Annotated in this window: 25 protein-coding genes and 1 pseudogene; 23 read left to right on the top strand and 3 right to left on the bottom strand. The window is 36.8% G+C overall.

Features of this window, described 5'->3' with window-relative positions:
- The first annotated feature begins 61 nt into the window (after nt 1–61).
- The 10 genes from HMPREF2846_RS01375 (at nt 62) to uidA (ending at nt 10,304) form a co-directional block, all read left to right on the top strand.
- Nucleotides 62–439 carry an iron chaperone gene (locus HMPREF2846_RS01375; protein WP_002479892.1) on the top strand — a complete coding sequence of 126 codons (378 nt, stop codon included), beginning with the start codon at nt 62–64 and terminating at the stop codon, nt 437–439.
- 17 nt (nt 440–456) lie between these two features.
- On the top strand, nt 457–1,671 hold the full coding sequence (locus HMPREF2846_RS01370) for a helix-turn-helix domain-containing protein (protein WP_070625343.1): 1,215 nt from the start codon (nt 457–459) through the stop codon (nt 1,669–1,671).
- Between the two features lie 416 nt (nt 1,672–2,087).
- Nucleotides 2,088–2,735, top strand: a complete 648-nt coding sequence (locus HMPREF2846_RS01365) for a bifunctional 2-keto-4-hydroxyglutarate aldolase/2-keto-3-deoxy-6-phosphogluconate aldolase (protein WP_023015519.1) — start codon at nt 2,088–2,090, stop codon at nt 2,733–2,735.
- Nucleotides 2,732–3,505: a sugar kinase gene (locus HMPREF2846_RS01360; RefSeq protein WP_256273956.1), complete on the top strand. Its 774-nt coding sequence runs from the start codon at nt 2,732–2,734 to the stop codon at nt 3,503–3,505. Before HMPREF2846_RS01365 ends, HMPREF2846_RS01360 begins: the two co-directional genes overlap by 4 nt.
- On the top strand, nt 3,429–3,740 hold the full coding sequence (locus tag HMPREF2846_RS14635; RefSeq protein WP_256273954.1) for a PfkB family carbohydrate kinase: 312 nt from the start codon (nt 3,429–3,431) through the stop codon (nt 3,738–3,740). Before HMPREF2846_RS01360 ends, HMPREF2846_RS14635 begins: the two co-directional genes overlap by 77 nt.
- Nucleotides 3,741–3,755: 15 nt before the next feature.
- Nucleotides 3,756–5,156 (top strand): MFS transporter, encoded by a 1,401-nt coding sequence (locus HMPREF2846_RS01355; RefSeq protein WP_070625340.1) that lies wholly within the window; start codon nt 3,756–3,758, stop codon nt 5,154–5,156.
- Between the two features lie 16 nt (nt 5,157–5,172).
- Nucleotides 5,173–6,594, top strand: coding sequence for a glucuronate isomerase (gene uxaC, locus HMPREF2846_RS01350; RefSeq protein WP_070625339.1), 1,422 nt, complete (start codon nt 5,173–5,175; stop codon nt 6,592–6,594).
- Entirely contained in the window at nt 6,591–7,637 is a 1,047-nt protein-coding gene (gene uxuA, locus HMPREF2846_RS01345; RefSeq protein ID WP_070625337.1) for a mannonate dehydratase, read from the top strand. Before uxaC ends, uxuA begins: the two co-directional genes overlap by 4 nt.
- A 4-nt stretch (nt 7,638–7,641) precedes the next feature.
- Nucleotides 7,642–8,484 (top strand): SDR family oxidoreductase, encoded by an 843-nt coding sequence (locus HMPREF2846_RS01340; protein WP_002479885.1) that lies wholly within the window; start codon nt 7,642–7,644, stop codon nt 8,482–8,484.
- Nucleotides 8,485–8,504: 20 nt separating this feature from the next.
- On the top strand, nt 8,505–10,304 hold the full coding sequence (gene uidA / locus HMPREF2846_RS01335) for a beta-glucuronidase (protein WP_060803556.1): 1,800 nt from the start codon (nt 8,505–8,507) through the stop codon (nt 10,302–10,304).
- 137 nt (nt 10,305–10,441) lie between these two features.
- Here uidA and HMPREF2846_RS01330 read toward each other — a convergent pair.
- A pseudogene (locus HMPREF2846_RS01330) lies at nt 10,442–11,787 on the bottom strand (PepSY-associated TM helix domain-containing protein).
- A gap of 307 nt (nt 11,788–12,094) precedes the next feature.
- Here HMPREF2846_RS01330 and HMPREF2846_RS01325 point away from each other — a divergent pair.
- The 11 genes from HMPREF2846_RS01325 to xylB all read left to right on the top strand — a co-directional run bounded on the left by HMPREF2846_RS01325 (nt 12,095) and on the right by xylB (nt 24,345).
- Nucleotides 12,095–13,315 (top strand): MFS transporter, encoded by a 1,221-nt coding sequence (locus HMPREF2846_RS01325; RefSeq protein WP_070625335.1) that lies wholly within the window; start codon nt 12,095–12,097, stop codon nt 13,313–13,315.
- A 280-nt stretch (nt 13,316–13,595) separates the two neighbouring features.
- The gene (locus tag HMPREF2846_RS01320) at nt 13,596–14,033 is read left to right on the top strand and encodes an LPXTG cell wall anchor domain-containing protein (RefSeq protein ID WP_070625333.1); all 438 of its coding nucleotides are present in this window, start codon (nt 13,596–13,598) and stop codon (nt 14,031–14,033) included.
- Between the two features lie 139 nt (nt 14,034–14,172).
- A complete protein-coding gene (locus tag HMPREF2846_RS01315) occupies nt 14,173–15,261 on the top strand; it encodes a PTS sugar transporter subunit IIC (RefSeq protein ID WP_083309953.1) in 1,089 nt (362 codons plus the stop codon).
- Nucleotides 15,262–15,503: 242 nt separating this feature from the next.
- Nucleotides 15,504–16,574, top strand: a complete 1,071-nt coding sequence (locus tag HMPREF2846_RS01310) for a PTS sugar transporter subunit IIC (RefSeq protein ID WP_002479879.1) — start codon at nt 15,504–15,506, stop codon at nt 16,572–16,574.
- 505 nt (nt 16,575–17,079) lie between these two features.
- The gene (gene pxpB, locus HMPREF2846_RS01305) at nt 17,080–17,811 is read left to right on the top strand and encodes a 5-oxoprolinase subunit PxpB (protein WP_002479878.1); all 732 of its coding nucleotides are present in this window, start codon (nt 17,080–17,082) and stop codon (nt 17,809–17,811) included.
- The gene (locus HMPREF2846_RS01300; protein ID WP_070625331.1) at nt 17,801–18,808 is read left to right on the top strand and encodes a 5-oxoprolinase subunit C family protein; all 1,008 of its coding nucleotides are present in this window, start codon (nt 17,801–17,803) and stop codon (nt 18,806–18,808) included. Before pxpB ends, HMPREF2846_RS01300 begins: the two co-directional genes overlap by 11 nt.
- Before the next feature lie 2 nt (nt 18,809–18,810).
- Nucleotides 18,811–19,254 (top strand): acetyl-CoA carboxylase biotin carboxyl carrier protein, encoded by a 444-nt coding sequence (locus HMPREF2846_RS01295; protein ID WP_070625329.1) that lies wholly within the window; start codon nt 18,811–18,813, stop codon nt 19,252–19,254.
- 17 nt (nt 19,255–19,271) lie between these two features.
- Entirely contained in the window at nt 19,272–20,636 is a 1,365-nt protein-coding gene (locus HMPREF2846_RS01290) for an acetyl-CoA carboxylase biotin carboxylase subunit (RefSeq protein ID WP_070625327.1), read from the top strand.
- A complete protein-coding gene (gene pxpA, locus HMPREF2846_RS01285; protein WP_057510028.1) occupies nt 20,633–21,391 on the top strand; it encodes a 5-oxoprolinase subunit PxpA in 759 nt (252 codons plus the stop codon). The genes HMPREF2846_RS01290 and pxpA overlap by 4 nt, the downstream gene beginning before the upstream one ends.
- A gap of 3 nt (nt 21,392–21,394) precedes the next feature.
- Nucleotides 21,395–22,624 (top strand): NRAMP family divalent metal transporter, encoded by a 1,230-nt coding sequence (locus tag HMPREF2846_RS01280; RefSeq protein ID WP_002479873.1) that lies wholly within the window; start codon nt 21,395–21,397, stop codon nt 22,622–22,624.
- Nucleotides 22,625–22,848: 224 nt separating this feature from the next.
- Nucleotides 22,849–24,345, top strand: a complete 1,497-nt coding sequence (gene xylB / locus HMPREF2846_RS01275) for a xylulokinase (protein ID WP_070625325.1) — start codon at nt 22,849–22,851, stop codon at nt 24,343–24,345.
- Between the two features lie 66 nt (nt 24,346–24,411).
- Here the strand turns inward: xylB and HMPREF2846_RS01270 are convergent, their stop codons facing one another.
- Nucleotides 24,412–24,591 carry a VraH family peptide resistance protein gene (locus tag HMPREF2846_RS01270; RefSeq protein ID WP_002479871.1) on the bottom strand — a complete coding sequence of 60 codons (180 nt, stop codon included), beginning with the start codon at nt 24,589–24,591 and terminating at the stop codon, nt 24,412–24,414.
- A gap of 114 nt (nt 24,592–24,705) precedes the next feature.
- Here HMPREF2846_RS01270 and HMPREF2846_RS01265 point away from each other — a divergent pair, with 114 nt between their 5' ends.
- Together HMPREF2846_RS01265 and HMPREF2846_RS01260 are read left to right on the top strand one after the other, a co-directional pair.
- Nucleotides 24,706–25,287, top strand: a complete 582-nt coding sequence (locus HMPREF2846_RS01265) for a GNAT family N-acetyltransferase (RefSeq protein ID WP_002479870.1) — start codon at nt 24,706–24,708, stop codon at nt 25,285–25,287.
- Between the two features lie 97 nt (nt 25,288–25,384).
- The gene (locus HMPREF2846_RS01260; RefSeq protein WP_002479869.1) at nt 25,385–25,993 is read left to right on the top strand and encodes a metallophosphoesterase; all 609 of its coding nucleotides are present in this window, start codon (nt 25,385–25,387) and stop codon (nt 25,991–25,993) included.
- Between the two features lie 51 nt (nt 25,994–26,044).
- Here the strand turns inward: HMPREF2846_RS01260 and HMPREF2846_RS01255 are convergent, their stop codons facing one another.
- Nucleotides 26,045–26,224 (bottom strand): FeoB-associated Cys-rich membrane protein, encoded by a 180-nt coding sequence (locus HMPREF2846_RS01255; protein WP_002479867.1) that lies wholly within the window; start codon nt 26,222–26,224, stop codon nt 26,045–26,047.
- Nucleotide 26,225 lies beyond the last annotated feature (1 nt).

The following is a 26,225-nucleotide window of genomic DNA, read 5'->3' as shown; positions in this document are numbered from 1 at the left end:
CATAGCCCTTTTGAGAATGGTCTCATATAATGGAAGTAAGTCGAAATAAAGGGAGAAATCAATGGAAAATTTTAATGAGTATTTAAATAAAATTGAGGATCCAAAACAAAAGGAAATTTTAACAACTGTTTTTAACTGGGTAGATGAAACGTTTCCTGAGTTAGAAAAAGCCATTAAATGGAATCAACCTATGTATACACATCATGGTACCTATATTATCGGGTTCAGTCGTGCAAAGGCACATTTCTCTATAAATCCTGAAGCTGCAGGAATGAAGCCGTTTATAGACCGTTTTGACGCAAATGGCTATACGTATACTGAAAACTTATTCCGTATTAAATGGACGCAAGATATAGACTATGACTTATTAAAGGATATGATTCAATTCAACTTAGAGGATAAAGCAGACATTACGTCTTTTTGGCGTCATTATAAATAAAGTCAGTAGGTGTTTATATGGATGATAAGACAATTGAAATGTTGAAAACACATGCAATGTACTTATTAGGGCTAGAATTAAAAGTGTTTGACAATCGTCACATTAATCAAATTGTAAATGAAATTAAAACGCCGTTTATGAATTACGAAAGTAAACAATTACGTAAGTCTTTAAAGACTTACATTAATGAGATGAGCAGTCAGCACATTTACTTTTATACCAATGCGTTTAATGTCCATTATTATTTCTTCAAGTATCGTAAACAAAAACAATTTATTATGATTGGTCCTTTCTTAAATGAACGACCGACTGAAAAACAGAGTCATGAAATGCTGCAAGAAGCGGGCATTAAAATATCAAAGATGGCTACTTTGAAACAATATTTATTGAGCATTCCGGTTTGTAATCGTAGAGACGCATTGAAAATGACACGATTAGCCGTACGTTTTATTAAAAATCGAGATGTGAATTATGAAGTCATTCCATTTACATTAAAGATGCATACAACAGAACTAGGTTATACAGCGACAGAAGAACAATATGAATTCACATTGAATGAATTAGAAGAAAGATATAAAGTTGAGAATCAATTAATCACTGCGATGGAAAATGGTGATAAAGAAACAGTATTTAATTGTCTGATAAAATTAATGAGTAGTGTGGCTGGTATGAAACGTTCAAATGATTACGCTTTAAACGCAAAATATAAAGCTTATATTTTAAATACATTCGGACGTAAAGCAATCGAAAAAGCAGGCGCAAACTTGTTGCTAGTCGATCAGATTTCTAAAAAATATGCTGCTGAAATAGATGAAGTAGTTAATTTGCAGGGACTCAGTGATGTGATGCATGCGTTAACTATGGAATACACCGATATTGCTCAAAAAGTGAAACAGTACGAACACACACCAAAAGTTAATAAAATTCTGCAGTATATCGATTTACATTTAGATCATCCACTCACGCTTCAATATTTAGCAGAGATGGTTGATTTATCTCCTTCTTATTTATCTAGAATCTTTAGCGAGGAATTAGGCGTTACCTTATCACAATACATCATTAAAGCTCGCATTAAAGTTGGGCGGGACTTGTTAGTGCGAACCAATATGTCTGTCTCTGACATTGCAGTTTATGTCGGGTTTAAAAATCAAAGTTATTTTACTCAAAGATTTAAAGAAGTATATCACATGTCTCCATTAAAGTATCGAAAAATGAAAAAACATACAAAATGATGAAACCGTTTACAATCGCTACACCATTATTGTATCTAAATTCATAAACATAAACAATTTTTCATAGTATCAATTTGTCAGAAATCTCAAAAAAAACGCAAATAAGGTAAAAATTTGTATAAAAACGTAAAAAAAATGATAAAAACAGCGGATATTCCAAGAGTAAAAAGTAAAATAGTAACGTAAAATTTCATATCATTTTTCGCCGAAAATTCATTGTTCGTGTAGATAAATATTACAAAGAAACGCTTTTATATCAAGGGTTTAACTTGATTGATAAAGGCGTTTTTTTATTTGCATTTTTTGCATAAAAAGAGGTCTGAAATCTGATGGAAAATTGACCATTCTTAAAAAAACTTTTACTTTAGTGGTGAGCTAGCTAGTTAAAAAAAGTATTTTTAAGGGAGGATTAAACAATGCATAAATATACAATATTGGAACAGTTGCATAACAATTATCTGGTCGCAGTTGTCAGAGGCAAATCACAAGAAGATGCACAAAATATGATTGATCAAATTATAGAGGGCGGAATCAAAAATATTGAAGTAACATTTACAACACCAGGTGCAGAACATGTGATTCAACATTTACAACAACATGCTGATGACACAGTTGTGATTGGTGCTGGCACTGTACTTGATGCGCATACTGCGCGTATCGCAATCTTAAACGGCGCTAAATATATCGTCAGTCCAAATTTTGATGGAGACATTGCACAGTTATGTAACTTGTATTCAATTCCGTATCTGCCTGGTTGCGGGTCGGTCACAGAAATTACAGATGCATTGAAATCAGGTGTAGATTTAGTCAAAGTCTTTCCAGGTGATGTGCTTGGTTCAGATTTTATCAATGCAGTTCACGGACCTATTCCAAATGTCGAAATGATGCCTTCAGGTGGTGTATCCATTGATAATATGGACGAATGGTATAAAAAAGGTGCATTTGCAATCGGTATTGGCGGCGGATTAACAAAAGGTGCGAAAGACGGCAGTGATAACATCATTTATCAGAACACGAAGAAATTTGTAGAACGCTTCGAACGTATTCGAGGTGATAAGTCATGAATTTTATCACACTAGGTGAAATCATGATGCGTTTAACACCTCCAAACCATCAAACGATTACAGAAACCACATCGTTTGATGCGGTCTATGGCGGTGCAGAAACGAATGTAGCTGTCGGTTTAGCTGGATTCGGCGTATCAACACAAGTGATAACGGGATTACCTCAAAATGAGCTTGGACAAGCAGTATTGAGAACGTTACGAAAATATAATGTTGGCACAGACAATATTGTTCAAGCAGATGGCAGGTTAGGTGTGTACTATTTGGAAAAAGGATTTGCTTATCGTCCATCCAAGGTAGTGTATGATCGTGCATACTCAGTTTTTTCACAGTTTGATACCACATCAATAGATTTTGATAAAGCATTTGAAAATCAACAGTGGTTCCATTTTACAGGTATCACACCGGCATTAAATGAACAGTTATTTGAAGTGACATTACAAGCAGCGAAAGCTGCAAAATCAAAAGGCTTATTTGTAAGTTGTGATTTAAACTTCCGCGCAGCATTATGGTCTTTTGAAACAGCACGTGAGGCGATGTCTGAGTTGTTACCTTATGTTGATTTAATCTTTGGTTATGAACCTTTATCACTTACAAATGAAGATGGAACGGATAAAAAGGATGGCTTAGATAGATTAGCTTCGATTGAAACATTAAAACCATATTTAGCTGAAATTCATGAACGTTATGATATTGAATACATTGCGTTTACACAGAGAAAAAAATTTTACGAACTCAAGAAACCGCTTACAAGGTTTCATTTCACATAGAAACCAGATCGCACAAACTGAGCAATATGACTCAGATATTTTAGACCGTGTCGGAACAGGAGATGCATTTAGCACAGGTATTATTTATGGATTAATGGAAAATTGGGATTTGAGAACGACAGTTCAATTTGCGATTAACAATATGTTGTATAAACACGCAGTCCATGGTGACTACCATACAGCGGATGTTGAAACAATTTTCCATATTACAGACTCAGCGGATATTAAACGCTAGAAACGAGGTCATTTTATGGAAACGATGACAAAGAGAGAAGAAGAAAAAGTTGAAACATTCAAAGCGATAGAAAAACCGAAACTACCGCTTAAAGAGAAAATAGCTTATGGATTTGGTGACTTAGGTAACGGAATGATGTTTGACTTAGGTCAAATCTACTTACTTAAGTTCTATACAGATGTTTTAGGAATATCAGCAACGTATGCAGGTTTAGTATTCCTAATTTCAAAAATATTTGACGCTTTTGTCGATACAGGTGTCGGATCTTATGTAGATTCACGTAAAAATATTGGTCCAAGAGGTAAGTTCAGACCATATATCTTATTTGGGACAGTACCTTTAGCAATTATGACAGTAATGACCTTTATCACCCCGAATTTAGATTATACCGGTAAAGTGATATGGGCATTCGCAACTTATATGATATTCAGTATGGCTTATTCAATTGTTAATATTCCTTATGGTTCACTTTCTGCATCTATGACAGTAAACGCAGATGACCGTACACAACTTTCAGTGTTCAGAAATATGGGGTCACAAGGTGCGTTGTTCATTACAGGTATCATTGTTTTACCTATGGTAAGCCAATTCCCTAATCAAGCAATTGGGTTCCCAGTTGTTGTAGGTGTACTTGCGGCAATTGGTGTGATTTTCCACATCATTTGTTATAAAGGTGTTAAAGAACGCTTTACAGTAGAACCCCCTGATACAAAAGGACAAAGTAGAATTGCGTTTAAAAACTTATTGAAAAACGGAGCATTCGCAGTGCTTGCCTTCTATACATTACTAACAATTACAGCCATGTTCTTAAAGCAATCTACACAATTGTATTACTTCCAATATGTACTTGGCGAAGTTAATTTAGTAGGCATTGTTAGCTTGTTCAACTTTATCGCACTGATTCCAGCATTATATCTTACAACTGTTTTAAGTAAGAAGTTTGGTAAAAAAATGACTGCGATTATTGGTGTTGTAGGCTTTATCATTTGTGAAATGTTAAACTATGCATTCTTTGGAGAGAACGTTGTAACCTTCTTAATCTTTAGTACATTAGGCATGTTCTTCCTAGTGATTCCTAATACAGTTACATGGGCATTTATCGCAGACGTTGTAGAATACGGACAACGGAAATCAGGAGTTCGTACTGAGGGGATTATTTATTCAAGCTACAGCTTCACACGTAAAGTATCACAAGCTTTAGCTGGATTTATTCCAGGTATAGCACTAACGTTTATTGGTTATCAACCGAATGTCGAGCAAACTGCCGATACATTACAGGGGTTAGGACTTTTATACTTTGTCGTACCTGCTGTTATCAGTTTAATTGCGGTAATTGTCTTCGGAATATTCTATAAATTAACAGATAAACGACATGAACAAATTGTAAAAGAATTAGCGTTAAGAGAAGAAATTTAAAAGGAGCGTATATACTATGGCATTTATCAATGAAACTTTTATGTTACACAATGATAAAGCAGTACAACTTTATGAAGATTATGCAAAAGACATGCCAATTTATGACTACCATTGTCATTTAGACCCTAAACAAATCAGTGAGGATCATCACTTTGATAACATTACAGATTTATGGTTGAGCGGCGATCATTATAAATGGAGAGTTATGCGTGCTCAAGGTATCGAAGAACATTACATCACTGGAGATGCGGACAAAAAAGAAAAGTTTGTCAAATGGGCACAAGCACTTCAAAACGCAGTCGGCAACCCAGTGTATCACTGGTCACAATTAGAACTTGCGATGTACTTCGGTGTCTATGATTTATTAACTGAAGATAACGCAGAAGAAATTTATGAGCGTGTGAATCAATATCTGAAAGACAATCATGTGACAACGCAATCTTTAATTAAAGAATCAAAAGTTAATTTGATTTGTACGACAGATAATCCAACAGATGATTTACATTATCATGATGAAATTAAAGCCCAATCTGATTTCAAAACAGCAGTTTTACCAGCATTCAGACCTGATGCAGCATTTAAAATCGGTTCACAAGATTTCTTAGATTTTGTTGAAAAACTAGCTGAGATTACTCAACCGATTCAAAGTGTTGAAAGCTTCATTGACAGTTTGAAACAACGTATCGATTACTTCCACAGCAAAGGCGGCAGATTAGCTGACCATGGTTTGGAACGAATTGATTATGAAGATTTCACATCAGAAGAAATCACGGACATCTTCAGAAAAGCGTTAAACAAAGAAACAGTTTCTGATTTTGAAAAAGCACAATTTATCACATTCGTCTTGAATGAGTTAAGCAAAGCGTACGCTGACAAAGGATGGACAATGCAAATTCACTTCGGTGCGATCAGAAATAACAATACGAGAGCATTTAAAAAGCTAGGTCCAGACACAGGTTTTGATTCAATTAACGATCAAACGAACTTAGCCTATAACTTGAACCATTTACTAGACATGATGGAACGTGAAGATCACTTACCAAAAACGATTCTTTACAACTTGAACCCAAATTATAACGACGTTGTAGGTTCAACAATTGCGAACTTCCAAACAGAGCCAGGTATTGCGAGTAAAATTCAACACGGTGCTGGCTGGTGGTTCAACGATACAAAACGTGGCATGTTGAGACAAATGTCATCACTAGCTGATCAAGGTATGTTGATGCACTTTGTAGGTATGTTGACAGACTCAAGAAGCTTTATCTCATACGCACGACATGAATACTTCCGTCGTATTCTATGCACATATATCGGAGAGATGGTTGAAAATGGTGAAATTCCAGATGAACCCGCATTATTAGAAAAATTAATTAAAGGCATTTGTTACAACAATGCTTATCATTACTTTGGATTAATTAAGGAGGAGAATAATCAATGAAGATGACATTTCGTTGGTATGGTAAAGAAGATCCAATTAGTTTAGAGTACATTCGTCAAATTCCTGGTATGGAAGGAATTGTCAGCGCAATTTATGATGTACCTGTTGGTGAAGTTTGGCCATTAGATAAAATCGAAGCACTAAAGAAAGAGATAGAAGATGCTGGTTTAGAGTTATCTGTGATTGAAAGTGTACCAGTACATGAAGATATTAAGTTAGGACGTCCTACACGTGACAAGTATATTGAAAACTACCAACAAACATTACGTAATTTAAGCAAAGCAGGAATTAAAGTTGTGTGCTATAATTTTATGCCGGTGTTTGATTGGACGCGTTCAGACTTAGAATATCGTTTAGACGATGGTTCAACTGCTTTAATCTATAACGAAGACCATATCAAAAAGATGGATCCATTAAGCGGGGAACTTTCATTACCTGGTTGGGATTCAAGTTATACGAAAGATGATTTAGCAGATTTATTTAAAGCTTATGAATCTGTTGATGAAGAAAAGCTATGGGAAAACTTGTCTTACTTTATTAATAAAATTATCCCTGTAGCTGAAGAGGAAGATATTTTAATGGCGATTCATCCGGATGATCCACCATGGAATATTTTCGGCTTACCACGAATCATCACAAATAAAGAAAACTTAGAACGCTTCATTAATCTATACGATTCAAAATCAAACGGTTTAACAATGTGTTCAGGTTCATTAGGCTGTGATAAAAACAATGATTTCCCTGAAATGTTACGTTACTTTGGTAAAAAAGACCGCGTACACTTCGTGCATGCGCGTAATATCAAACATACAGGTACACACTCATTTGAAGAATCTGCACACCCATCAGAAAAAGGTTCATTAGATATGTATGAAATTGTTAAAGCCATGCATGATTTCGGTTATGAAGGGCCGGTACGTCCAGACCATGGTCGTATGATCTGGGGCGAAACAGGTAAACCAGGTTACGGTTTATATGACAGAGCACTAGGTGCGACATATTTAATCGGACTTTATGAAGCAGTAAGCAAAGGTAAGGAGTGAGCATATGATTCCATACGAAATTGATTTAAACAATAAAACAGTAGTAGTGACTGGTGGTAATGGTGTCATCGGTTCAGCGATGTCGAAATCATTAGCTCAAGTCGGTGCTAATATTGCGATTATTGGGTTGAATGATGAGACAGGTGCACAAGTTGTACGTGAGATTGAAGAAGCGGGCGGTAAAGCACTTTTCATTTCAGCAAGCGTTACAGATAAAGCACAGATGGAACAAGCAAAAACAAAAATCCATGAAGCATTTGGCAAAGTGGATGTGTTAATTAACGGTGCAGGCGGTAACCATCCTAAAGGTACGACGGATGATGAACATTTTGATAAAGATAATAAAGATCAAATGCAGACATTCTTTGAATTGGATGAAGCAAGTGTTGGTTTTGTGTTCGACTTGAACTTCTTAGGTACGTTCATTCCATCACAAGTCTTTGCGCAAGACATGATTGATAACAAAGAAGCAACAATCATCAACATTTCATCAATGAACGCATTTACACCATTAACTAAGATTCCAGCGTACAGTGGAGCAAAAGCAGCTGTCAGCAACTTCACGCAATGGTTAAGTGTTTACCTTGCTGATACAGGCGTACGTGTTAATGCGATTGCGCCAGGGTTCTTAGTGACATCTCAAAATGAAAAGTTATTAATTAAAGAAGATGGCAGTTATTCAGCACGTGCAGAAAAAATCTTGAATGCGACACCTTTACATCGTTTTGGTAAACCAGAAGAATTAATCGGTGCATTATTCTTCTTAGTCGATTACCGTTCATCAAGCTTTGTGGACGGCGTAGTATTACCAGTTGATGGCGGGTTCAATGCATATTCAGGCGTATAATAAATGAAGGAGAGAATGATATGTTATATCCAATTACAACAGAAACAAGAAATATTATTGATTTAAATGGCACTTGGAAATTCCGATTAGAACATGCGAATGAAAAGTTAGATGCGACACAACCATTAGATACTGATTTAGTGATGAGTGTCCCAGGTTCATATAACGAGCAAGGTGCGATTAGTGAGATTCGTAACCATGTGGGTACTGTCTTTTACGAAAGAGACTTTATCGTACCAAAAGCATTACGTGACGAGCGTTTAGTTTTACGTTTCGGATCAGCTACACATGAAGCGATTGTATATATTGATGGTGAAGAAGTTGTATCTCATAAAGGTGGTTTCTTACCATTTGAAGTAGATATTACAGATAAAGTTGGCGCAGGCAGCCACCGTTTAACTGTGTCAGTAAACAACATTTTAGATCACTCAACATTACCTGTAGGTAACTATGAAGAGTTTACAGATGAAGATGGCAACTTAATCAGAAAGAACACACCAAACTTCGACTTCTTTAACTATTCTGGCTTACACCGTCCGGTTAAAATCTACACAACACCACATAAATATGTAGAAGATATTACAGTGGTACCTAAAGTTGAAGGTGACAATGCGACAGTTCGTTATGAAACTGAGGTTGTCGGTGATGTGGAAGAGGTACGTGTTGAATTATTAGATGAAGAAGGTACAATCGTAGGTTCAGCAACAGGTGCACAAGGTGACATCAAAGTAGAAAACCCACGTCTATGGGAACCGTTAAACGCATATTTATATAACTTAAAAGTAACATTATTCGACAATGGTGAAGTAGTTGATACGTATACAGAACGTGTAGGTATCCGCTCTGTTGAAGTGAAAGATGGTCAATTCTTAATCAACAACAAACCATTCTACTTCAAAGGATTCGGTAAACACGAAGATACACCTATCAATGGTAGAGGCTATAATGAAAACGCAAATGTTATGGACTTGAACTTAATGAAGTGGATCAATGCGAACTCATTCAGAACAGCGCACTATCCTTATTCAGAAGAAATGATGCGTCTTGCGGATGAACAAGGTATTGTAGTAATTGATGAAACTACTGCAGTAGGGGTTCACTTGAACTTCTTAGTACACTTAGGTAAATCAAATAATCCTATTGATACATGGAAAGACATTAAAACAAAAGAAGCGCATGAACAAGTGATTCGTGAATTAATCGCACGTGATAAAAACCATGCATGTGTTGTAATGTGGTCTATCGCTAACGAACCAGAATCAGATGCTAAAGGTGCGAAAGAATATTTCGAACCGCTTGTACAACTGGCAAGAGACTTAGACCCACAAGATCGTCCAATGACAATCGTAACAATCATGTTCTCACAACCTGATAACTGTCAAGTTCAAGATTTAGTCGATGTACTTTGCTTGAACAGATATTATGGTTGGTATGTAGACCAAGGTGATTTAAGAGCAGCGAAAGCATCATTGAAGAAAGAAATGGATGGCTGGTCTAAAGTACAACCGAATAAGCCAATTATGTTTACAGAATACGGTGCAGATACTGTAGCCGGATTACACGCAATCGATGACATTATGTTCACAGAAGAATACCAAGTGAAATATTACGAAGCTAATCATGAAATCGTAGACCAATATCCACAGTTTATCGGGGAACAAACTTGGAACTTCGCTGACTTCGAAACAAGTACAGGCCATATTCGTGTCCAAGGTAACCGTAAAGGTATCTTCACAAGAGATCGTAAACCAAAATCTGTAGCGTTCTACTTCAAAGAGCGTTGGGCAAATATTCCAGATTTCTACTATAAAACAAAGTAAGCCAATGATTGAAACTCACTGAACATTAAAATATTAAATAATAATTACTCCCAAAATCCAATATGTAAGTATATAAACAAAGCCTACTATATAAAAACAGCGCAGCCTCCCAGGGTTGCGCTGTTTGTTTCTGTTGATTAATTCAATTGTTTATTTCGCTTATCTTTCAAGTATAAGAGTGTTTCTATAATAAAGACGATAATGAGTGAGAAGCCGAATAAAGGCATTAAAACTCCTAAGATAATCAAAGTGATTATAAGTGAAATAGACATCGGCTTTTTCACACGTCTTGGTAGCATTTCAGCTTGTTTCATGTGTTTTAAGCGTCTAAACCAAGACATGAAACCAAAGATGATTCCGCCTAAAAAGGCGATACATACGAGTAAGTTAATAATTTTGTTAGCCATACCGAAGAGGTGGCCTTCGTGAAGCGGAATACCCCAAGTTAACCATTTCGCTAGGATACCGTAATCTTGATAATCCACTTTACCTAATTGTTTACCAGTATATTGGTCCATATAACGTGTGGTTTCTTTTTCAGGTGCGACATCAAAGCCGGTTACACCACTATTGCTGGCTTTAGATAGCGTAAAGGAACCATCAGGACTGTTGGATAAACAATCGCAAAAGGACGTGTTAAACCTTGCTTTTCAGCGTTGTGAATCACTTTATCCAAAGATAATTGACCAGGAATGTTTGTCATCGGCATCGCCATACTACCGTGATGCCCGCCACCTTCTGATTGTGGTGCTGCTTTTTGTCTTAAAGCCCATGGAATTTCATTGGCTTCTGATTTAGGTGGATTTGCGACGAGTTGAGTTTGTCCTAATTGTGGGTACGCAGTAGAAATCTGATTGATTTTAGCACCCATGAAGCCAGACCAAGGTAAGCCTGTAAAGACTAAGATTAACATCGGAATAGCGATTATTAATCCGACAATCGCATGCCATTTTTGGAATTTGAGTACTTTGTTGTTAGATTTTAATAACTTTTTACGTACTAACATATAAATACCAGATAATATCATAAAAACAGTCCAACATGCGGTTAATTCAACTAAGTAGTTAATCGCAGTATTTTCGGTCGAAAGGGAACTATGTATACTTCTGACCATATTGGAATAGGTGTATTTCACATTTTGTTGATCGACAATTTGGTTATGATTGTCTAGAAAAATATAATAAGAATTACCTTCCATATCACCAATTGTGATGCGGTTATTGTAAGGTGACTCCATCACACTGACTTTATTGATAGTGTAACCAGGATGTTCTTTTTCGATTTGTTTAATCGCATCGGTCATAGATTGTTGTTTTGTATGTTCGCTTTGACCATAGAATTCGTGCTTATACAATTGATTTTCAACTTCAGGGAAGAAAAGATAAGCAATACCTGACAAAGTCAAAGTAATTAATAAAGGCGTAATAAAGACCGCAGCGTAAAAGTGTAATCGCTGCATAGGATTAAATGTGTTGGGTTTCATAATTTACCTCTTTATCTATATAAAATATAATGATTTCGCTTTATATAAAAGCTACATTATATTATTACAGATTTTTAAATAGATGAAAGGACAAATGTTTGTCATATTTTGAAAATTGTATGACGGAAGTGTGAAAATTATTGGTTTTTAATAAAAAGAATGAGAATTAAGTAGCATTGTTATTCATAAAAATTAAAATTGTTTAAAGTAGTCAAAAGGTCGTGTGAAAATTGGAATTTTTGCCAATGTTCGCCTTTTTTATGTTCGGTAAGCTTAAATTGAAAGTAATTTTAAAGGAGCGATCATTATGAATAACAACAAAGCAAATCAAGTTAGTAATCGATATTGGATAAAACTTGTTGCAGTCTTTACATTAGGTTGGTTAGTTATTTATGCAGCACGCACAATATTAAATCCGATTATGGGTAATATTAAAGCTGAATTTACCTTAGATAATGCTCAATTAGGATTAATAATGAGTTTGTTCTTTATTGGTTATACCGTTACACAAATTCCTTCAGGTATCATGGGGGATAAAATAGGTCGAAAGAAAATATTAGTACCTAGTTTTTTAGTTTTTGGTATCTTTATGGTTATTACAGGTTTGATGCCTAGCTATTTCTTATTTGTTATCGCATGGGTGATTGTAGGTTTAGCACAAGGTATGTTCTATGGTCCACAATATGCACTTTCGTCAGAAGCTATACCAGAAAAAAATATCACTTTAGGCAGTGCTTTAATTAATAGTGGTATGGCTTTTGGAACATCAATCGGTTATTTTATCTCGAGTATTTCAGTTTCTGAGATGGGAATGAGCTGGAGAATACCATTTTATATTATGGCAGTACCGATACTTATCATCGCGTTTTTAATGTATCGTATTATTAAAGAACGCCCACGTAAACAAGTGCAGCAAGACGAAAATATAGCGCCATTTAAAATGTCTAGTTTATTTAAAAATCGAAATCTAATTCTAGCTTATATTATTATCTTCTGTTCCATTTATGGATTCTTTATGATTATTACTTGGTTACCGTATTACTTAGAATCAGAAAGAGGTATCAATGGTGCACAGGTAGCTTTTGTTGCATCACTCGTACCTTGGGCAGCTATTCCAGGCTCTTTATTCTTTAGTTGGTTATCAGATAAGTTAGGAAGAAGAAAACCAGTATTAATGATTATGTTACCGTTAGCGTTTATTTTTACAGCATCTATCGTATTTTTCGATAACTTAGTCATTCTATATATTGCATTAATCGGCTATGGAATTGTTGGTAAAATCAGTACAAACCCAGTTTTAATTGCTGTTGTTGCGGATAATGCGCCTAAAAGTTCATTAGGTACATCATTCAGTGTTTATAACTTCATCGGAATGACCGCTTCAATCTTAGCCCCATACATTACAGGCTTCTTAACCGATCTTACAGGTTCAATGGCCATTGGGTTCTATTTAGCAGCGCTATTACTTGTGGTTGGTTTAGTAGCAGCATTGATGCTAAAAGAAAAAGGAAAAGTACAAGCACATTAATAATATAGTAATTATGAATAAAACGATAAATAGAAGTTTATAAACATATTTAAAAATCCCCTCGCTATTCGTAGTAGTGAGGGGATAAGTGCATCCATGTCAGTTTCTTTGTTAACAAATTTTAGCATTGTTCGATGAGACAGTGAAAAAAATGAGCCACCTCTATTTCATTTACGAACATTCCGCAAAGTTTGTTTAGTTACTGTAAATAGGGTTTTTAAAGAAGGAAAGTTTGGTTACGTTAAAGATGAGTAAACTAGATAAACTTAGGAGGCCTATAATGAGAAAAATCGGTATCTTTTTAACAACGTTAGTTGCGGTAGCATTAATTTTTACTGGAATTGAAGACATTGTGAAAGGTGCAGAAGCGCAAGCAGCTAAAGCAGTTACGGGTGAAGTAGTTTCTGATGAATTGGATCCAGACGGTGACGGATGGGCAAATATCGGATTTGAAAATATCAAATTAGATGAACCTTACCAAACTAAGTTAGTTCAATTAACACATCTGAAAGATACAGGTAAAATGTCTACGACTGAATATAATGAAAAAGTTGCTGCATTAATTTCAGAAGCAAGATCAATTGATGCATCTCAATCACAAGAATTACCAGCAGCCGGTGAAGCTGAAAGAAATCTTGTATTAGTAATCTTTGGCTTGTGTATTTCATTAATAGGTATGGTAACTGTTATGGCTAGTAGAAAACGTAAAAGTGAATAGTTCAGTACTCTGTAATTTTTAAGCAGCTTCGGCTGCTTTTTTCTATTTTCTGTCATTGACATACTTTAATGATAGGCATACAATAATTCTGAAAATTACGAAAACATCAGGTCTTTTGCATCACGAGAGGAGTCTTTTTATGGAACACACAGCGATGGATCATACTTCACCCACACATCCAGGGACTAAGATAGGTCCCAAATATTTTCTTTTTAACTTATTAAATGGGGTTGCGATTGGTATCGTAGCAGGTTTAATCCCGAATGCGATTTTAGGAGAAATCTTAAAAGCACTTGTCCCATTCAATCCAGTCTTTACTCAATTACTACACGTTACGACGGCTATTCAATTTGCGGTGCCTTGTTTAATCGGTGCGTTAGTTGCGTATCGTTTTAAATTTACCCCTTTAGGTATCGCGGTAGTTTCAGCAGCTTCCTTTATCAGTAGTGGTGCTGTCGTCTTTAAACATAATGCATGGGTTATCACAGGTATTGGTGACTTAATCAACACTATATTCGCAGCTGCAATCGCTTCACTTATGATTTTGTTTATTGGTGAACGTTTTGGCAGCTTGAACTTGATTATATTACCAACATTTGTGGCAGTAAGTACAGGTTTCATCGCATTGCATACACTACCTTATGTCAAACTCGTCACAACAGACATCGGTAATATGGTTAATAGCTTTACTGAATTACAACCGATTCCGATGTGTATTTTGATTTCATTAGTTTATGCATCAATTGTTATTTCGCCAATTTCAACCGCCGCATTATCCATGGCAATCGGTATTGAAGGATTAGCTGCAGGTTCAGCTTCTATCGGTATAGCGGCAGTAGAAGCAGTATTAACGATTGGAACATTGCGCGTTAATCGTTTAGGTGTACCGATGACAATCTTTTTAGGTGGCGTTAAAATGATGTTGCCGAACTTAGTACGTCATCCGATTATTTTCCTACCTATTACTACGACTGCGGCAGTAACCGGCTTTGTGGCAAGTTTAATCGGTATTGGAGGAACGAAAGAATCAGCTGGTTTCGGTATCATCGGTTTAGTTGGGCCGATCAATGCGTTCAGATTTTTAGATTACGGAGACTTCTGGCTTAAAGCGATACTATGTGCAGTCGCATTCTTTATCGTTCCATTTATTACTGCGTTTATCGCGCACTTTGTTTATAGTAAAATATTTAAAATTTATGATGAAGAAATCTTTAAATTTATCGATTAATACATTAATGAGACAGTAATCATATGTGTGGTTTCTGTCTTTTTTTTATTGTGATACAAAGGATAGCTTATTTAGAAAGGGTTATAAGATAATTCATTCTACCATTTTAGTGGTTTCTTACTATTATATGTTCTTAAAATCATTATTAAATTCGAGCAGATATTGACTTTAAGTATTTTAAATATTAGAATTATCAGAATATTATAAACATAATTAACAACACAGAAAACGGAGGAGAATATATGGGAGGAACTATGACAAGACCAGGTACCAAGGTGTCGGTGGGTACATTTTTTTATAACGTATTAAACGGGGTCGCATTCGCAATTATCGCAGGACTCGTACCGCATGCGGTATTAGGGGAAATTTTAAAAGCATTATCACCGTACTCTAAATCAGCAGGTGTTCTATTACAAGTAGCAACAGCCATTCAATTTACGGTGCCGATGTTGGTTGGTGCATTAGTCGCACATCGCTTTAAATTCACACCGCTTGGCATTGCGGTTGTTGCGGCAGCTTCATTTATCGGAAGCGGGGCAGCGCAATTTAAAAATGGTGCATGGGTAATCACAGGTATTGGTGACTTGATCAATACGATGTTAGCAGCTTCAATCGCCTCACTTTTAATTTTATTCATAGGTGAACGCTTCGGAAGCTTGAATTTAATCATTTTACCTACCTTTGTAGCAGTTATTACGGGTTTTATTACATTACATACTTTGCCATACGTAAAATTAGTCACTACAGGTATTGGACATATCATTAATACCTTTACAGAGATGCAGCCAGTGTTAATGTGTATGCTGATTGCGATTGCTTATAGTATGATCATCATTTCACCGATTTCCACAGTAGCAACATCTATGGCTATCGGTATCAGCGGTCTAGCAGCTGGTGCAGCATCAATCGGTATTACAGCAGCAGAAGCAACATTAGTCTTTGGGACAATCACTGTAAACCGTCTCGGTGTTCCTGCCACAATTTTACTAGGCGGTGTTAAGATGATGCTTCCAAATATGGTTAAATATCCTGTGATGTTAGTACCGATTACAGTTACCGCAGCCATTTCAGGTTTTGTGGCAAGTTTCATCGGTATTGGCGGAACAAAAGAGTCTGCAGGTTTCGGTATTATCGGTATGGTCGGACCGATTAATGCCTTTAGATTTATGCATGTTGATGAAGTTTGGTTGAAATTAGTCTTGATTATCACCGCATTCTTTGTCGTTCCATTTACGGTTGCTTATATAGCGCACTTTATTTTCATCAAAATCTTTAAACTTTATGATAAAGAAATCTTTAGATTCCTAGGATAATCGTATTTCTGACAAATAAAATCAGAAATTTAATAAGATTATAATATCGTCTAAACCCTGTTGTACCATTGGATATTAAATTAAACACAATTCGAAGTGTAAAATTATAGCAAAAAAAGTCTTTTACTTAGGCAACAAATGTATTATATTAAAACAATACACATGAAAAGGTTTTCATCTAAATTGTCAGAAAACTTATGAAAATGGCGATAAAAGGCATGATTTCATATTATTAAAATTTCTTATAGAATTTGAGTTGTGATTTTAATACCCAAGTTAATCGATACGGATGGGGCATAAATGTTATAATTAAATTTGTTGGCCGTTTTTAAAACGGTTACAATTTTCAAAAGTATCTTAACAACTGAAGAGATAACAGTGTTAAACATATAAAGACTGCCCGAGCTGAAGCTAAGTTTCAGTTTGTGCAGTCACATTCTTAAACAAAGGAAAGAACGTCTGGATAGATGTTCAGTATTACCTAACACAAAGGGGAGGCAAAACAATGGATTACCAAATTATCAGTGAACAAGCTATCTTAGTTCGCTTTGAACCACAGATTGCACCTGAGACATTCAAGAAAGTCCAACAACTTGTGGTTTATTTGGAACGCCAAGATCATGAAGCGATTAAAGAGATTGTACCGTCTTATCGTGCAGTGATGATTCACTTCGATGATCATAAGATTCATGCGAAAGCATTAATCGAAGACTTGAAGCTTGATACGCTCGATGTAAGTGATATTGAGACGTCAGAAAGCTCCAAAGTGGTACGTATTCCAGTCATTTATGGAGGAAAATACGGACCTGATATTGAAGAAGTCGCTAAGCTTAATGATTTAACAGTTGAAGATGTGATTCAATTACATACAGAACCAACTTATTTAATTTATATGCTAGGATTTATGCCTGGTTTCCCATATCTTGGTGGATTAGATGAGCGTCTGTATACACCAAGAAGGGATGAACCAAGAGTACGTATTGATGCTGGCTCTGTCGGCATTGCGAAAAACCAAACTGGTTTGTATCCGCAAGATTCGCCAGGCGGTTGGCAAATCATCGGACGTACACCTTTAGATGTGTTCGACTTGGACCGTGAACCAATGACACTTTATGAAGCGGGAGATCGTATTGAATTCTATCAAATCTCACAAGATACGTATGATGAGATTATCGCACAGAAAAACGATCCTGATTTTGATATAGAAAGATGGGTGACTGTTCAAGATGAGCATTAGAATTATTAAACCAGGACTATTCTCAACAATTCAAGATATCGGACGTTATGGTTACCAAAAAGAAGGTTTCTCTAGTGCAGGTGCATTAGATAGATATAGTTACCGTTTAGGTACACAATTAATCGGTAATGAAGGTCCAGCAATCGAAGCAACTATTATCGGACCGACATTACAATTCTTAGAAGATAATACTGTAGTTATTACAGGCGCAGAATTTAAAGCAACATTGAATGGTGAGCCGATTTCCCACCAAACGGTTGTACAAGTATATAAAGGTGATGTACTCGCATTAAACGCCGCAATTACAGGCGCAAGAGGTTATTTACACTTCGGTCATCCGATTGACGTATCTGAAGTTGCAGGAAGTTATGCGACGCATACACGTACTAAAATGGGCGGTTTCCATGGCCGTGCATTAAGAAAAGATGATATGATTCCGGTTCATTATAATAATGATTACCGTCGTCATGTCGGTTATACGAGCGATTTAGATTTAATCCATGAAGGGACAGATGCAATCAGAGTTGTGGAAGGTCCGCAATATGACAGCTTCCCTGATGCTAGCCATGAAGGGTTAGTGTCAGAACCTTTTGAGATTTCTGAACAATCGGATCGTATGGGCTTTCGTTTGAAGGGTGCTTCTATTCCGCCGACTGACAGTGCAGATATTATTTCTGAACCTGTTGCACTCGGCAGTGTACAAGTACCGAATGATGGTAACCCGATTGTATTGATGAATGATAAACAAACAGTCGGCGGTTACACTAAGATTGCGACAGTCTGCCAGTCAGACTTAAGTGTCTTAGCACAAAAACAACCCGGTCAAAAAGTGAACTTTGAGTGGGTAACTGTGGAAGAAGCCATTCAACATTTAGATGATTATAATAAAGGTTTCGAAGCTTCATTAGAAGCAATAGTAAAAGAACCGTTGTTTGACATGAGGGAAATGAGAACAACATCAAAACGTATTAGCGAATTACTAGAGGGGGATGAATAGAAATGAAATTAGAAGAAATCAAAGATTTAATTAACTTAGTTAAAGAGAACAAGGTGAACAAGTTCAAATATAAAGATGAGGCACATGAAATTGAATTAGATTTTTCATCACCGCAACAAACACAACCAGCGACACAAATTCAAAATCAAGCAACATCTAATCCAGCACCAGAAGCGGCTCAAGAACCACAAGCTGATAACCCAGCATCTGGTGAAACAGTGAATGCGCCAATGGTCGGCACATTCTTCTTGCAAGATACAAAAGAATTAACTGAACCGATTGTGAAAGTCGGAGACAAAATTAAAAAAGGCGATGTTATCGGTTATATCGAAGCAATGAAAGTCATGAATGAAGTGACTAGTGAAGTAGAAGGCGAAGTTACAGATATCTTAGTTGATCATGGCACAAATGTAGAATATGACCAAGCACTGATTGAAGTTAAGTAAAGGGGTGAGAAATTATCATGTATCGTTGTTTAATTGCGAATAGAGGAGAAATCGCTGTACGTATTATTCGTGCCTGCCGTGAAGTGGGCGTTGAAACAGTAGCCGTATATGCGAAAGGAGACGAAAAGAGTCTGCATGTCAGTTTAGCAGACCAAGCCATTTGTATTGGCGAAGCGAATCCGCTTGATAGCTATTTAAATATTAATCGTATTATTGCAGCAGCAGAAATTACAGGTGCCAATGCAATCCATCCAGGTTATGGTTTCTTATCAGAAAGCCCTAACTTTGCGCAAAAAGTAGAAGAAAATGATATCTACTTTATTGGACCGACAAAACGTACGATGGAAATGATGGGTGATAAAATCACTGCACGTCAAACAGTTGAATCTGCCGATGTGCCGATTATCCCAGGTTCTATCGGTGCGGTACATTCTGTTGATGAAATAAAAGAAATTGCTAAAGATATCGGTTATCCAGTCGTATTAAAAGCCTCAAGCGGCGGTGGCGGTAAAGGTATCCGTATCGTTAAAGAACCAGAACATTTAGAGAAAGCTTTTAAAGAAGCGCAAAGCGAAGGTAAAAAATACTTCGATGATGATCGTATTTACGTTGAAGCATTTATTCCAGTTGCGAAACACGTAGAAGTACAAGTTATCGGTGACGGTAAAGAAAATTATGTACACTTAGGTGAACGTGACTGTTCAGTACAACGTAAAAACCAAAAATTAATCGAAGAATCACCATGTGCATCACTATCAGAAGAAAAGCGTCAAAAGATTTGTGAAGACGCGGTTAAAGTTGCGCAAGCATCTAATTACCGTAGTGCGGGTACAATCGAGTTCTTAGTAACTGATGATGCATATTACTTCATCGAAATGAACGCACGTATCCAAGTAGAACATACTGTCACAGAAATGCGTGCTGACAGAGATTTATTACAAGCACAACTTTACTTAATGAAACATGGAGAACTGCCATTCAGCCAAGATGATATTCACTTCACTGGCCACGTGATTGAAGCACGTATCAACGCAGAAAATCCAGAACGTAAATTCCAACCTTCACCAGGTAAAGTCAAAGCATTACATTTACCACAAGGTTTCAATGTACGTGTCGATTCATTATTGTATCCAGGTTATGTCGTGTCACCTTACTATGATTCACTTGTCGCAAAAGTGATTGTCAAAGGTGCAAACCGTACGCATGCGATTGAGAAATTAAAAGCAACACTTGATGAAATGGTCATTGACGGTTTCTCAACAACGGCTGATTTCTTGTATGCGGTATTATCATATCCAGCATACGCTGATGGTGATGCTAAAGATGTCGATATTAAATTCTTAGACCGTCATCAAATTACTAAGGGGGCTGCTTTAACATGAAAATAGATTTGAATTGTGATTTAGGCGAAGCATTCGGTAATTATTCATTCGGTGGAGATCATCAAATTATTCCTTTGATTACCTCCGCAAACATTGCCTGCGGATTCCACGCAGGTGATGAAAATGTAATGTATGAAACTGTGAAACTTGCGAAAGAAAACGGTGTGGGCATCGGTGCACACCCAGGCTTCCATGATATTCAAGGTTTCGGACGCCGTAATATGGATTTATCACCTGATGAGATTTATACCTTGGTTGCATACCAAATTGGTGCTTTATCAGCGTTTTGCCGTATTCACGATGTCAAAATCAATCATGTTAAACCTCATGGTGCCTTATATAACATGGGTGCGCGTGACAAAGATATTGCACACGCAATTGCACAAGCAGTATATGACGTGGACCCATCACTAATTTTAGTGGGCTTATCTAATACATTATTAGTATCAGAAGCCGAAGCAGTCGGTTTGAAAGCCGCAAATGAAGTATTCGCAGACAGACGTTATGAAGAAAACGGTCAACTAGTAAGCCGTAAAGAAGCTGACGCTGTGTTAACGGATACGGATGAAGCGATTGAACAGGTTGTGAAGATGGTTAAAGAAAACAAAGTCATTGCGAAAACAGGAAAAGAAATTGAGCTTAAAGCAGATACAATTTGTGTGCATGGCGATGGCGCGCATGCATTGGAATTCGTATCGAAAATACGAGAAAGACTAACGAAAGAAGGTATTTCGATTACGAAATTAGGGGGTTAATCTATGGGAGAAAACAAACAAAACAAACCGGAGTTCCAGTTCACTAAGGAACATAAGAGACTGTTATTAGGGTCAGTCTTCTTAATGGCGACATCAGCCATCGGTCCAGCGTTCTTAACACAAACAGCGGTTTTCACACAACAATTCGCCGCAAGTTTCGCGTTTGCGATCTTATTATCTATCATTATTGATATCGGAGCGCAAATCAATATTTGGCGTATCTTGGTTGTGACAGGCTTACGTGGACAAGAAATCGCGAACAAAATGGTTAAAGGGTTAGGGACCTTCATTTCCATTTTAGTTGCGATCGGTGGTCTGGCCTTCAATATCGGTAACGTCGCAGGAGCCGGTTTAGGTTTAAATGCGATTTTCGGTATTGATGTAAAATGGGGTGCCGCAATTACAGCCATTTTAGCAATTGGCGTATTCATTAGTAAGAGCGGTCAAAAAGTGATGGACTTCGTAACGATGATCTTAGGGGTAATGATGATTGGTATTACAGCATATGTAATGGTGAAATCAAATCCACCATACTTAGAAGCTGCAGAGAAAATGGTTATGCCTGAACATCCAGGTGCTTTAGTATTACCGATTATCACATTAATTGGTGGTACTGTAGGTGGTTATATCACATTCGCAGGTGCACACAGAATCTTGGATTCAGGAATCAAAGGGAAAGACTATCTTCCGTTTGTTAACCATTCAGCGATTGCTGGTATCTTAACAACAGGTGTCATGCGTGGTTTATTATTCTTAGCTGTATTAGGTGTGGTTGTTACAGGTGTGACATTAAACCCTGAAAACCCGCCAGCATCAGTATTCGAACACGCACTTGGACCAATTGGTAAGAATATCTTCGGTATCGTATTATTCGCAGCTGCCTTATCATCAGTAATCGGCTCAGCGTACACAAGTGCAACATTCTTGAAAACGTTAAGCAAATCATTGATGAAACGCAGTAATATCATTGTGATTGTGTTCATCGTTGTTTCAACGATTACATTCTTATTAATCGGTAAACCAGTTAAATTATTAATCATCGCAGGTGCGTTGAACGGTTTAATCTTACCGATTACATTAGGTGTTATCTTAATCGCAAGTAAGAAAAAGTCAATTGTCGGCGATTACAAACATCCAACATGGATGTTAATGTTCGGTGTACTTGCTGTACTCGTAACAATCGTAACAGGATTCTTATCATTCCAAGGTTTAGCGGATTTATGGAATTCTTAATAACATCAATCAAAGACACACGAGCAAACGTTGCTCGTGTGCTTTTTTGAGTAATAAGGTATGTGAGGTTTCTAGCATACCGATGTATACATAATAAAGATAAATTTAGTATAAAGGATATATATTTATATAAATGAAAACGCTATACTATAACTAATGAGATAAAAAGTAATACTTGATTCATCAAAATACTCGTATTTAATCGTTTGGAAAGGATGATTTACATGACAACAGAAGCGGTAATCGGCATCGATTTAGGAACGAGCGCAATTAAACTGATTGCGGTCGATCGCTTAGGCAATGTACTCGGCACACAAAGTGAACCGCTCAAACTTTATCACGGCTATCCAGGTTATTCAGAACAAGCACCAGAAGAATGGGTGGCAGCTGCAGTAAATGGGCTCCATCATTTATTAGCACAACCAGTATTATCAGATGTTTCGATTGAAGGTCTTTCATTTTCAGGTCAAATGCATGGACTTGTTATTGTAGATCAGGCAGGTCAACCATTAAGACGTGCAATTTTATGGAACGATACACGTACGACTCCTCAATGTGAACAAATCAAAGCGAAGTATGGTGATCAAGTTCTTGGTAATCCTGTGGTCGAAGGATTTACACTGACTAAACTCTTATGGGTACAACAACATGAACTGGATTTATTTAAACAAATTGATACGTTTATGTTGCCGAAAGACTTTTTACGCTTTGCGTTAACAGGTGTATTGCACACAGAGTATTCAGATGCGGCTGCAACGATGTTATTAAATCCACAAACTAAGGCATGGGATAAAGCGTTAGGTGCTTCGTTTGATATTCCAGACCATATTTATCCAGACTTAGTTGAATCACACGCACAAGTCGGTGTATTAAAAGCTGAGTTACAACAACAATTGTCTCTTAATAAACCTGTACCTGTTTTTGCGGGCGGAGCAGACAATGCATGTGCAGCGTTAGGCTCAGGCGTGATTCATCCTGATGATGCGATTTGTAGTATCGGTACATCAGGTGTGTTATTAATTTGCGAACCTGTCGGAGAATCAGAAGGCTATGGTCATAAAATTCATTTGATGAATCATGCGGTACCGGATGTTAACTATTTAATGGGTGTGACGTTAAGTGCAGGCTATAGTTTGAGTTGGTTTAAACGTGAATTTTATCCTGAAGATGATTTCACCACTTTAATGAAAGATGTCGAAGCCTCTCAAATTGGTGCACACGGTTTAATCTTTACACCTTATCTAGTTGGAGAGCGTACACCGCATGGTGATGCGTCAATTCGAGGCAGCTTTATTGGTATTACAGGTAATCATGCACGTGGTGATTTTGGACGTGCAGTGGTAGAGGGTATTACGTATTCTTTATATGATTCATTAGTGTACTTACGTAGTATTGGACGCAATGTGACTAAGATTGTCTCAACAGGTGGCGGTGCTAAGAGTGATTTCTGGCTCCAACTTCAAGCAGATGTCTTCAACACTGAAATCTATAAGTTGAAACATGAAGAAGGACCAAGTATGGGTGCAGCAATGTTAGCAGCATACAGCTTAGGCTGGTATGATTCATTGAAAGATTGTGCAGAAGCCTTTATTCATTATTCAAAAGTGTTCCAACCTGATTTAAAACGTCATCAGACGTATGAAGCATACTTTGAAATTTACCAACAAGCCTATCAAGCTACACGTCATCTCACAAGTGACTTGTTAGCACTTCAAAAATAAATAAAAATCCCTTGAGTACTTTAATAAAGTGCCTCGAGGGATTTCTTTACATAGCGTCTATCAAAATTATTTACCGTTTTTCTCTAAATAGTAACCAATCCAAGCGCCTAATGGAAGACCGATAATTGGTGTTGTGATCGCACTTAACACAATGGCAGAAACAATCATGATAATACCGTTTTTAGAACCAAAGCGCATATGTTTGATTGTTTCTACAACATCTTCTACATATTCCTTGAATGACATAGGATGACCTCCTTTTAGAATTATTATTTAGTTAATTTCAATTTAAATATAACATTTTTGAATGAAAAAGCGTAAGAATGTGAATAATCCAGATTAGAAGAGAGGAGGGAAGAGATGCAGTTTGAATACTTAACAGAAACAACAGAACGGTTAGAAGTCAAACCAATGAATACAGAAGATTATGAGCAATGGGTAAAAGGTTATGCAGGTCGAGCCATGCCTCAAAGTCCTTTTGATGAAGGTTGTTTAGAGATATCTCATTACTCTAAAGCGTGGTTTCAGCGTTTGATTGTACAACAACAAGCGCTTATTCAATCAGATGATACTTATGTCTTTGGTGTATTTCGCAAAGCTGATGGTGTACATCTCGGCAACTTCAATTTAGTAACGTTAGCACGTCAACATTTTCAATGGGCAGAATGCGGTTATGCGATTCATAATCAATTTTGGCGTCAAGGTTATGCGTATGAAGCTTTTACTGCCATATTTAAAATCGCTAAGCGTTTAAAATATCATCGACTAGAAGCCCATGTACATCCAGGTAATCATGCCTCCATCGCCTTATTGAAGAAGTGCGGTTTTGAGTATGAATGTACCAGAACACAATTTATTTTTGAGAACGGGGAATGGACAGATCGTCTGGTTTATTATATCAACTTGAATGATACACCACCGCTTCACCCAACCTCTTTCTAACTTTACAAAAATTTAAAAAACAATTCGGCAGTTTTTCGCTATACTAAAAACAAGCAAACAAAATAGAGAGAACACGATAAAGGAGGCATGCATCATCATGAAAGGCAGATTACTCGTCTCATCAGATATTCATGGACATAAAGAAGCACTCGCAACCTTACTTGCTTATGTAGATTATAATCCTAAACGTGATCAGCTGGTTTTGTTAGGGGATTATGTCAATCATGGACCTGATTCTGATGGGACCCTTAAAATGGTACAACAGTTACATCGTGAAGGTGCGATTGTTTTATTAGGCAATCATGATGTACGCTGGATGAAGTCAAAAGAAAAAGAGAAACGCAAATGGAAAGCTGTCTTAAAACAATTCGACAGTATGGCACATATTGGGGATTACTTATTTGTTCATGCAGGAGTTAACCCTAAGAAGTGTTTATCCAAACAAAAATTAAAAGAAGTATCTGGGTTTGAACCGCCCGCAAAATTATCGCGAAAAATTAAAGGAAAATGTGTCGTACATGGTCATGTGCCGACGAAACGATTAGGGGTTAAACAACATCGTATTCACGTCGCAGACCATACGATTGATATCGATACAGGCGCAGGACACGGTAAACGTTTATCACTCGTAGATTTAACACATCAACACGTCTGTGCGGTAGAAGTCGGTCGACTCAAGAAAATTTATGAATATAGCTATGCATAAAAAATAAACCTAAAGGTTGTCGGCCTTTAGGTTTTATTTATATTAGTAAATTTATGATGAGTGATGTTGTTGATGTTTTTTCATTTCTTTAGGCATTGAATGACCACAACCTTTGTTGATGTCGCAAGCTGCGCATTTGCCTTGTTTTGATTTTTTGAAGAAGCGGACGATTGTAAAGGCCGCATATCCAAATATCAATAAAAAGATGACAAGATTAATGAGTAGTGTCATA

Source organism: Staphylococcus sp. HMSC056G08 (assembly GCF_001812305.1).
Classification (GTDB): domain Bacteria; phylum Bacillota; class Bacilli; order Staphylococcales; family Staphylococcaceae; genus Staphylococcus; species Staphylococcus simulans.
The sequence above is the reverse complement of the archived record's forward strand: the minus strand, read 5'-3'. Positions and strand labels throughout refer to the sequence as shown.

Excerpts from the sequence above, each read along its gene's own strand:
- uxaC (WP_070625339.1), top strand. The coding sequence starts at position 5,173 with ATGGCATTTATCAATGAAACTTTTATGTTACACAATGATAAAGCAGTA.
- HMPREF2846_RS01375 (WP_002479892.1), top strand. The coding sequence starts at position 62 with ATGGAAAATTTTAATGAGTATTTAAATAAAATTGAGGATCCAAAACAA.
- HMPREF2846_RS01295 (WP_070625329.1), top strand. The coding sequence starts at position 18,811 with ATGAAATTAGAAGAAATCAAAGATTTAATTAACTTAGTTAAAGAGAAC.
- uidA (WP_060803556.1), top strand. The coding sequence starts at position 8,505 with ATGTTATATCCAATTACAACAGAAACAAGAAATATTATTGATTTAAAT.
- HMPREF2846_RS01260 (WP_002479869.1), top strand. The coding sequence starts at position 25,385 with ATGAAAGGCAGATTACTCGTCTCATCAGATATTCATGGACATAAAGAA.
- HMPREF2846_RS01360 (WP_256273956.1), top strand. The coding sequence starts at position 2,732 with ATGAATTTTATCACACTAGGTGAAATCATGATGCGTTTAACACCTCCA.
- HMPREF2846_RS01270 (WP_002479871.1), bottom strand. The coding sequence starts at position 24,591 with ATGTCATTCAAGGAATATGTAGAAGATGTTGTAGAAACAATCAAACAT.
- HMPREF2846_RS01300 (WP_070625331.1), top strand. The coding sequence starts at position 17,801 with ATGAGCATTAGAATTATTAAACCAGGACTATTCTCAACAATTCAAGAT.
- HMPREF2846_RS01280 (WP_002479873.1), top strand. The coding sequence starts at position 21,395 with ATGGGAGAAAACAAACAAAACAAACCGGAGTTCCAGTTCACTAAGGAA.
- HMPREF2846_RS01365 (WP_023015519.1), top strand. The coding sequence starts at position 2,088 with ATGCATAAATATACAATATTGGAACAGTTGCATAACAATTATCTGGTC.
- HMPREF2846_RS01355 (WP_070625340.1), top strand. The coding sequence starts at position 3,756 with ATGGAAACGATGACAAAGAGAGAAGAAGAAAAAGTTGAAACATTCAAA.
- HMPREF2846_RS01340 (WP_002479885.1), top strand. The coding sequence starts at position 7,642 with ATGATTCCATACGAAATTGATTTAAACAATAAAACAGTAGTAGTGACT.
- pxpA (WP_057510028.1), top strand. The coding sequence starts at position 20,633 with ATGAAAATAGATTTGAATTGTGATTTAGGCGAAGCATTCGGTAATTAT.
- HMPREF2846_RS01320 (WP_070625333.1), top strand. The coding sequence starts at position 13,596 with ATGAGAAAAATCGGTATCTTTTTAACAACGTTAGTTGCGGTAGCATTA.
- HMPREF2846_RS01325 (WP_070625335.1), top strand. The coding sequence starts at position 12,095 with ATGAATAACAACAAAGCAAATCAAGTTAGTAATCGATATTGGATAAAA.
- HMPREF2846_RS01290 (WP_070625327.1), top strand. The coding sequence starts at position 19,272 with ATGTATCGTTGTTTAATTGCGAATAGAGGAGAAATCGCTGTACGTATT.
- HMPREF2846_RS01315 (WP_083309953.1), top strand. The coding sequence starts at position 14,173 with ATGGAACACACAGCGATGGATCATACTTCACCCACACATCCAGGGACT.
- pxpB (WP_002479878.1), top strand. The coding sequence starts at position 17,080 with ATGGATTACCAAATTATCAGTGAACAAGCTATCTTAGTTCGCTTTGAA.
- HMPREF2846_RS01370 (WP_070625343.1), top strand. The coding sequence starts at position 457 with ATGGATGATAAGACAATTGAAATGTTGAAAACACATGCAATGTACTTA.
- uxuA (WP_070625337.1), top strand. The coding sequence starts at position 6,591 with ATGAAGATGACATTTCGTTGGTATGGTAAAGAAGATCCAATTAGTTTA.
- HMPREF2846_RS01255 (WP_002479867.1), bottom strand. The coding sequence starts at position 26,224 with ATGACACTACTCATTAATCTTGTCATCTTTTTATTGATATTTGGATAT.
- HMPREF2846_RS01265 (WP_002479870.1), top strand. The coding sequence starts at position 24,706 with ATGCAGTTTGAATACTTAACAGAAACAACAGAACGGTTAGAAGTCAAA.
- HMPREF2846_RS01310 (WP_002479879.1), top strand. The coding sequence starts at position 15,504 with ATGGGAGGAACTATGACAAGACCAGGTACCAAGGTGTCGGTGGGTACA.
- xylB (WP_070625325.1), top strand. The coding sequence starts at position 22,849 with ATGACAACAGAAGCGGTAATCGGCATCGATTTAGGAACGAGCGCAATT.